Below are 8,310 nucleotides of genomic sequence, written 5' to 3' on the forward strand. Positions count from 1 at the left end.
ACCCACGGCAACCCCCCACCCGGCCCGTCGTAACATTCAGCGAACCGGAAAAGGACAGCCGCCGACGCGCGGCACGCCCACGAACGCATCCACGGATCGAGGGCCACCGCGACCGGATTGGATCGCACCGGCGAGCGCTGCCGCCGGGCAGCCAGGCGCTGCTGGTGCTGGTGCAACTTGGCCGCAACGAGACCTTCGGCCGCCCGGCCGCCCCGTTCGGTGTCGGCATCGCGACAGCGCACCCATTACGTCACCGAGGTCATCGCCCTGTTGATCAACGTGGCCCCGGACCTGCGGGAGGCCATGCGGATCGCACAGCGCAAGGCCTATGTCATTTTGGACGGCACCCGACGCAGATCGACCCGCCTACCGGGAGTGAACGACCGGTGGCACTACAGCGGCAAGCACCACGGCACGGGTGAGCATCCAGTTCCTGACTGACCCGCACGGCTGGCTGATCTCCGCCTCGCCCGCACTGCCGTGCTCGGCCCACGACCCGACCGCGGCTCGCACGCACGGCATCATCGACGCGCTCACCAGCTGTGCGATCACCTGCCACGCCGACAAGGAATACGTCGGAGCAGGCGGCGCGATTGGAACCCCTTCATACGCCAGGGCGTCGCCGCCCTCAAAGGGCGGCACATCCTGCGGAGAGCAGGCTGCTCACCACCCGGGTGACCACCATCGTCCAAGTCATCCTCATACCCTGCACCACCAGGCCAAATGAGGCTGGAATTAGCATATTTACCGAGCTTGTTCACGACCCATAAAGTCCCATCGGAGTAGCCCCTCACACCCCTTTCCACTTCGCCCCCAACCGCAACACTCTACTCAACCGCCTACATAACGAGAACCCCTTCACAGAAGATAGCCACTTCTGGTCGATCGACAGCATCTAGTTGGCGTCCGACTCGACACTGGTTGAGAATAGCACAATGTCGACGACACGTCGTATACTCGCTTACACTTCTGCGCTAATGTCAGGACTCCTACTCGCTGGCCTTGGTTTCCTATTCGCCGCGATCGGCTTGGACAATGCCGACAAACTTGGCAGCGTACTCGGCGCGTTCAGCGGCATCCTTGGCTTAGTGATCGCAGGTATTAGTCTTACACAAGCGCAAACCATACGGCGAGAAACCCGCGCGGCAGGTTCAGAGCAGATACTGGCACTGGCTCGTGCGATACGACCGACAAGCGTAATTCCAGTCCAAGCGAAGGATAGCCTTCCGGCGGATATTGCAGACTTCGTCAATCGAGAAGACGTACTCAACCGCATCGAGAGACATTCCGAACAGGTATCACCCAATTTTTCCGCCGTGTGCACTGTTAGCGGCATGGCTGGTGTCGGCAAGACTGCGCTTGCAGTTCGCGCCGCACACAACCTGGCTCATGCATATCCCGACGGCAAGTTCTTTCTCAACCTGCACGCCTACAGCGCTGATCGAGCACCCGTTCCCCCTGAGCGAGCATTGGAGGCCCTGTTGCGTGCCCATGGGTTGACAGCCGAGCAGATTCCCAACTCGCTCGAAGAACGCATCGCGTTGTGGCGTTCAGAGACAGCAAACGCCCAATACCTACTTCTACTTGACAATGCCATCGGCCCCGAGCAGGTGCTACCGATCATACCGGCCGGTCCGTGCCTAACAATTATTACCAGCCGTCGCCGGCTGATCCTTGATGGCGGACGCAATTTCAGTCTAAGTGCACTTGCCACTCAAGAAGCAATTCAGCTCTTGGCCCAAGCCATGGGAGGAGACCAGCTAGGGGGCACCACTGATGAGCTACGTAGCATCGTGTCACACTGTGGTCGCCTACCCCTCGCGATCCGTTTGGTCGCAAGGCACTTCGAGCGTCATCCAGCGTGGACCCCTGAGAACTTGCTGGCGGAGCTGACATCGGATCGGAACCGGCATGAAGGGCTTGTCACGGGGCAAGGCGAGGTGATGACAGCGTTTCAACTCTCTTACGAAGGACTTGATCCCGAGCAGCAGCGACTCTTGCGGCGTTTGGCTCTGCACCCCAGCTACGACCTCGGCGTATATGCCGCCGCCGTACTCGATGGGACCAACGTGGCTGAGGTGATCGCAGGTCTGGATGTACTGACCGACCAGAACCTTCTTGAGGAACCTGCGTACCGGCGCTATCAGCTGCACGACCTGCTTCGCGAGTATGCGCTCCACCGAGCCCAGGATGACACTGCTGCCGATATCCAGGCAGCTAGGGGTCGGCTCATCGACTACTACACCTTTATGGCTCTGCAAGCCGAGAGGCTGATCAATCTTCTGGGCTTCAGAAATTTGCAAGGTGCAATCGAATGGCAACCAAACGACACGCCCTCTCTCTCCTCGCACGCGGAGGCCATCTCATGGCTAGAGACTGAACGCCCCAATCTTCATGCATGCGTGGAACTCGCAGTTGAAATGGGTCAATTTGCCCGCGCGACACGACTCGCTCGCGCCCTGCTCTACTTCTTGCGACTGAAGGGGTACTGGACTGACGCAACGGACCTCTGTCAGCGGGCTACGCAATGGTGCGAGGAACTGGACGACCAAATCTGCATGGCTGACATGAAGTTCCATGCTGGCGACATCGCGCGACTCACCGGGCGGCATAGTGAGGCGCAGTCGTTCTACCGAGTTGCCCTCACTATCTACCAAGAACTTGGCGATCAACATTACGAAGCACGCGCCTTGCACTCACTGGGCGACCTAGAGCGAATTCGACACCGCTACGAGACTGCCACCGATATTTACACTCAGGCCCTGTCCGTATATCAAGATACCGGTAATCACCTTGCCGAGGCACGCGCATTACACAGCATTGCGGACACGCATCGTCTGGCCGGCCGCACACAGGAGGCTTTGGAGATTTATCAGACAATTTTGGTCACCTACCGCGATTTGCGCGACTCAGTGGGAAAGGCGCGTGTGCTTCACAGCATCGCCGATATCCACGCCCTGGACGAACGTGGGCAAGCCCTGTCGAGCTTTCAGGAGGCACTTGCCACCTATCGCGAACTCGGAGACCGACTTGGAGAGGCTGATGCGCTTTACAGCCTGGGGACCGCCTATTCTAGGAGTGGCCAGAATGCCGAAGAGCTCCGACATTTCAATGAGGCATTAGAGGTATACAAGTCCCTTGGTGACCGGCACCAAGAGGCTAGGACGCTCGCGGCACTAGCCGAAGCACATGCCACGGCAGGACGGGAGGAACAGGTCATCGCCAACTACCAGGCAGCTACCGTGGCCAGCCGAGAAGTCGAGGACCGCAACCTGGAGGCCGAAGTAGAACGTGCATGGGGACAAACCCTGCTGTCGGTCGGCCGCCGAGAGGAAGCGATCGACCATCTTCGCGTCGCCCTCGCCCTCTTGGAGTCCCTCGGATCTCCCCTTGTCGAAGATGTCCAAGTGGATCTTGACCGAGCGACACGATCTGACTCCTGAGACCCGGGGCCCCGGCAGACTATGTCTACGAGAGGAGCGAGTGATGGCCGGGCACACCAAGTGGAAGCTTGACCGTGAGCGGCGGCTGCGTGAGGGCGTACCCAGCCACCCCGAGTACGACCTGGCCGGCCTCGATCTCCGACTCGGCGACATGGTCCGCAAGCGCCGCAGGGAGCTGGGACTCACCCAAGCAGAAGTAGCCGAACTCGCAGGCATCACACAGCCTGCGCTGTCGCGCATCGAAGGTGGCGGCGGTGTGCCAACACTCGCGATGCTGGACCGGATTGCCAAGGCCATGCACACCACGTTCACTATCACCGTTGGGGAACACGAAGCAGCCTGACCACCACCAGTTCGGGACCGCTCCTGCCAGCCCTGCGCCGCCGGGCCGCACCTCCCGACAGCAGCGGTTACAGCAACAGCAGCAACAAACCCACCACCAGCACAGGTCGCCCACCGCCCAGCCTCGTCCAACGCTCACTGGGTAGCGGGGGCGCTGAAGCTGTAAAGCGGAAGGTGGGCGGTTCGGCCCCGCCCCTGCCCACACAGTTGACCAGCGATAAGACCCGGACCGGAGATCCGCCCGGGGTCTTTTGACGGCAACGCGACAGCGGACGGTCGTTCCAACCCGGTACTGGGCAGACGGGCCGACGATCGCGGCGGGGTCCGCGAACCCAGGGCGCGGCGGCACTCTGAACGACTTGGACGGAACTTCAGAATACAATCTGAGTATACTGGTGGCATGAGCGCCACCGAGGACGCAGTGACCTTCTCCGACCTGTCCCGCAACCCCAAGTCGGTAGCCGAGCGCGCCTCGCACCTCGGTCGGCTGCGCGTCACCCACCGCGACGCCCCTGACTTCTACCTCACGGCCGCCGACCGCGAAGAGCAACGCGACGAGAGTCTGACGACCGCGTCGCGGATCTTCCTGGCACTCATGAAGCATGATCCGAGCGCTCGTGCACTGCTGCTCGCCATGCCCGACGTGTTCCCCTGGATTCGCCACCTGGGCACCGAAGAGGTTCGAGCCTTCACCGTGGAGTTGGTCGAGGCTCTGTCTGACGCAGCCGAACTCGATCTGGACACGAACGCTCAAGAGGTCATCACGGGCTGGCGCGCCACCGCACGGATCAAGGCAGATCGTACGGAGTACGAGGAAGCGCTTCGGCCGACTGCCGGCGACTTCGGTCCAGCCGAGGTAACACCTTGAGCCCCAAGCGAGGAGATAGGGTCACCGTCCCACCACCAGACGAAGAATGGGACGTCAGGTTCGGCACCAGCGAGGCGGTACGAGGCTGGGAGGAGCTAAGTCGCCTCGCTTTGTCGAACACTCGCCGATGCCTGGACGCCCTGCGTACGGAGCCGCGTTCACGCTCCAATCACGAGCGCCAGCACCGGCTCCGCGGAGATCTCGCAACGCACCGGCACAACGGCCAGGAACTTGAGCAATGGGAGTACGAGGTCACCAGCGGCGGACGCGTACGCTACGTGATCAACGATGACAACCGCACAGTATGGATCGTCTACGCATCCCCTCGCCACCCCAAGGACACCGACCGTTGAGGGCAACCCTGACGGCAACGACGGCACACGGCGACCACCACGGGCGTACGTCAGGCACCTTCTGACCTCGGTGGACGGGGTGGCCGCAGGGTGGTTGTCACTTCTGAAGCGGAAGGTCGGCGGTTCGGCCCCGTCCCTACCCACCCCGTCAAGCACGACAAGAAGCGTCTGACCCGCAATTCCGCGGTCAGACGCTTCGTGTCTTTCTGGTCCGGTGGGACGTCGACTCCATGCGCGAGTACATCGAGTTCCGTGACGCCCCCGCTTGGTGGCCGGCCAACTGGAACCAATACGCCAGCGCTTTGAACACCGGGACCAGCCCGCCCAGCGTTCTCCCCACCGGCGAAGGGCCGTCCCAGTCTCTCTCGCGGCTCGCGGTGCCCTGTCACGCGTCCGGCTGAGCGTCTTCGGGGTCGAAGCCGCAGGTTTGCGGACCGCAGTCGGGCTTGTGGTCCCGGCCCCAGAGGTAGGTGTCCCGCTCGGTGGCACGAGCGAGGTGGACGAGCCGCAGTTGTTTCCTTCGGGGCAGAGTTGAGGGCAGTTCCGTGAACGTCTTCGGGAGGACCGCGACCGAGCCTTTGACCAGTTCGCCGTCGCACATCCGCAGCAGTACGGTGCACTGCCACCAGCGGATTCCGTCGTCTCGACCGTCGGGATCACTGGGCCAGTAGTAGTCCGCCGGGTCAGGTACCAGGTAGTGGACGCCGTCCGGGGCCAGGTGCGCCCGCAGCCGTGGCCCGCCTTTGCCGAGACCGAGTCGGAGCCGCCCGGCCTCTTCGTACACGGCGCATACCGCGTCGGTGTCGAGGGGCTTGAGGACGTGCGCCTCCGGTGGGAGCGGCTGCCGTCCGGCCGGCGGCTTGACGGGCCAGCGGCCCAGGAGCACCCCGGCTCGCTGCCGCAACGTCATGTGTGAGGCACCCTTGCGGAAAGTCGGCAGCGGCGGCGGTGGCGTCCAGCGGAGCCCCGCGTGTTCTATGTGGCGCAGCATCCAGGCGTGCCCTTCCCGGCCGCTGGTATGCCACACCCAGCCCATCGGCCGTTCCGTCATCGCCCGGTCATGGCTGCTGACGGGTGCGCCACGGCGAGATGGCTGCCAGCGAGGCGGCCGGGCGATCCCCGGCATGTTGTGGCACAGGTCGGCGAGAAACCTAATGCGCTCCAGATCGTCCTCAGGTGACCAGCCCTCGGGCCTCCGCTGGACGTTCCCGGCGAGATGACGGATCTCCATGAAACGCCCTGGCCGCCAGCAGCGCGGCGACCTCCCGGTCAAGCCTGGCCTCGTGCCGCCGCAATCTACGCGAGGTCACGCCTCCGGTCGCTCAGCCGCGAGCCGAACAGCGTCCCGCAACACCCCACGAGAGACGACAAGGACAGGCCCATCCGGATCCTTCGAGTCGCGAACCGCCACCTGGCTCCCCAGGCTGGCCAGCTCGACACAGTCGCCTCCCGAACTGCCGCTGCGGCTCGACTTACGCCACGTCATCTCGTCCACGGCGTCCTCACTCGTCTGCGGCACGGATGGCCTCACGCAACGCTGCACGGGGAACGGCAAGGACTGGGCCGTGAGGGTCCTTGGAATCACGAAGGGCTACCTTGTCGGCCATGCCGGCCAACTCGATACACTGGTCACCGTCGCTACTGCTATAGCTCGACTTACGCCACGTCACCTCGTCCACGGCGCACTCACTCGTCCACAGCTCGAATGGCGGCTCGTAGCGCCGCCCGCGATACCAAGAGGACCGGGCCCTCTGGATCCTTCGAGTCCCGAATAGCCACACGATCCTTCGCTTGGGCCAGTTCAACGCAGGAGCCGCCAGAGCTACCACTTCGGCTCGACTTACGCCAAGTTGGTTCCAGTTCCATCTGCCCACTTCTCTTCGATAGTGCGGTTGATCAAGTTGATGCTCATCGTGGTGGGAAGAGCTTGCGTGGAGATCCTGTCGAACCTGTCTCTCAGCGTGGAGATGTCCTCTCGCGCGTCCATCATGATTCCGCGTGCACTGGTCTCAACGTAAGCGATTTCTTCGCCACTGGCCAGCGTTGCGATCATGAACTCTCCTTCATTGCCCGGGTGTCGAGCACCACTCGGCACGATCTGGATGCTGACATGAGCTGAGTCGGCCTCCACAAGAGAGGTGAGTTGAGGTCGCATCACGTCTGGGCCGCCTACGTCATACCAGAGGACGGACTCGGGAAGGATGTATACGAGGCGAGGCGGCGGAGGGCTCGTGCGGGTCAGGATCGCTTGTCGAGCCATTCGGGACTCTACAGCGTGACCGTCGTTGAAGAGGAGGGTGTTAGCGTAATCCATCGTCTGGAACAAGCCATGGACGACTATCGGGTTGTAGACCTTGAGGGTTCTGGCGTCCTCTTCCACGGTGGGCCACTTGCGGAACCATTCGGGGAAGCCGTCCTTCTTGTTGCCGAACAGGCCGTCGTGTAGGTGGGCCAGGGCCTCCTTGGTGTCGAGGACGGCGTCGCAGTGTTCGGCGAAGGTGCGTTCGCAGTGGGATTCGGCTCGTTCTACCGCGCCGATGAAGGACGGACTGTAGGGAATCTTGTCCGCGAGCTGCTTGATGCTGTGGTTCGCCAGCACGCGGTACCTGCGGACTTCCGAGCCGAACAGGTCGAGTGCGCTGTTAGACGGGGTGAGTCGCTTGGGGGGCTGCGGCATTTCAGTTCTCCCGATGACCAGTCATGGCCCATGACGACCAGTGAATGCCAGGCCATGCTCCGAGTTCGCCTTGTGACATCGCGTACGCATTCACCAGCATGACACTTTGCGCGATGCTCGGCCACGGGTCAACGGAAAAGGAGGTCGGGATGTTCGAGGCGATCGTTTTGACAGTTCCCCCCGAATCGGTCAAAGCGGAATGCATTTTCGCCACCAGCCGTGCAAATCGGACAGGGCACGGGTGAGCGGTGATGTATCTATTCACAAAAGAAGTCGCCGTGGAATGCGATTCGACGGTCGTGCTCGAACCCACCGAGCACGCCCCGGCCATGGCACGGCGGTTTCTGGCCGGGCGGTTCGCCGAGTGGGGGATCGCCGACGACCACGACGGGCGGCTCATCGTCTCCGAGCTGGCCACTAACGCGCTCGTCCACGGGCACGGGCCGATCGTCGTCCGGGTGTTCCGGGACGAGCACGACGGCCTGCCGGTCATCGAAGTCTGGGAGTGCGCCACGAGGCGCTTGGTCGTATTCCCGGCTCAGCCGGGAGAGGATTGGAGGTTTTCTCTGGGCCTAATGGCTTACCCGGATCCGAAAGGAAAAGGGGGACAGTAGCATGCCAGCAAAC

At 62.6% G+C, this 8,310-nt stretch carries 9 protein-coding genes and 1 pseudogene; 5 read left to right on the forward strand and 5 right to left on the reverse strand.

The genetic code is table 11. The annotated features are described in order from the left end of the window. Positions 1–418: 418 nt before the first annotated feature. From E1289_RS39920 to E1289_RS34565, 4 genes and pseudogenes are all read left to right on the forward strand, one after another. A pseudogene (locus E1289_RS39920) lies at positions 419–526 on the forward strand (IS5/IS1182 family transposase); the annotation flags it as partial. A 409-nt stretch (positions 527–935) separates the two neighbouring features. Then, positions 936–3,443 (forward strand): tetratricopeptide repeat protein, encoded by a 2,508-nt coding sequence (locus E1289_RS34555; RefSeq protein WP_131987884.1) that lies wholly within the window; start codon positions 936–938, stop codon positions 3,441–3,443. Positions 3,444–3,486: 43 nt separating this feature from the next. Further along, positions 3,487–3,786, forward strand: a complete 300-nt coding sequence (locus E1289_RS34560) for a helix-turn-helix transcriptional regulator (RefSeq protein WP_131987886.1) — start codon at positions 3,487–3,489, stop codon at positions 3,784–3,786. Between the two features lie 399 nt (positions 3,787–4,185). Next, entirely contained in the window at positions 4,186–4,653 is a 468-nt protein-coding gene (locus E1289_RS34565) for a hypothetical protein (protein ID WP_131987888.1), read from the forward strand. A gap of 738 nt (positions 4,654–5,391) precedes the next feature. Here E1289_RS34565 and E1289_RS34575 read toward each other — a convergent pair. The 5 genes from E1289_RS34575 to E1289_RS34595 all read right to left on the reverse strand — a co-directional run bounded on the left by E1289_RS34575 (position 5,392) and on the right by E1289_RS34595 (position 7,683). Beyond that, positions 5,392–6,237 (reverse strand): hypothetical protein, encoded by an 846-nt coding sequence (locus E1289_RS34575; protein ID WP_131987892.1) that lies wholly within the window; start codon positions 6,235–6,237, stop codon positions 5,392–5,394. 75 nt (positions 6,238–6,312) lie between these two features. Beyond that, on the reverse strand, positions 6,313–6,492 hold the full coding sequence (locus tag E1289_RS34580; RefSeq protein WP_131987898.1) for a DUF397 domain-containing protein: 180 nt from the start codon (positions 6,490–6,492) through the stop codon (positions 6,313–6,315). A gap of 16 nt (positions 6,493–6,508) precedes the next feature. Beyond that, positions 6,509–6,685 carry a DUF397 domain-containing protein gene (locus tag E1289_RS34585; RefSeq protein WP_207929338.1) on the reverse strand — a complete coding sequence of 59 codons (177 nt, stop codon included), beginning with the start codon at positions 6,683–6,685 and terminating at the stop codon, positions 6,509–6,511. Between the two features lie 7 nt (positions 6,686–6,692). Beyond that, entirely contained in the window at positions 6,693–6,872 is a 180-nt protein-coding gene (locus E1289_RS34590) for a DUF397 domain-containing protein (protein WP_131987894.1), read from the reverse strand. Continuing rightward, entirely contained in the window at positions 6,847–7,683 is an 837-nt protein-coding gene (locus E1289_RS34595) for a DUF5753 domain-containing protein (protein WP_131987896.1), read from the reverse strand. Before E1289_RS34595 ends, E1289_RS34590 begins: the two co-directional genes overlap by 26 nt. A gap of 278 nt (positions 7,684–7,961) precedes the next feature. Between E1289_RS34595 and E1289_RS38635 the strand changes: the two genes are divergently transcribed. Beyond that, complete coding sequence (locus tag E1289_RS38635) at positions 7,962–8,297, forward strand: ATP-binding protein (RefSeq protein WP_165970739.1); 336 nt, start codon at positions 7,962–7,964, stop codon at positions 8,295–8,297. Positions 8,298–8,310: the final 13 nt, after the last annotated feature.

The sequence above is a fragment of the Actinomadura sp. 6K520 genome (assembly GCF_004349245.1).
Lineage (GTDB): Bacteria > Actinomycetota > Actinomycetes > Streptosporangiales > Streptosporangiaceae > Spirillospora.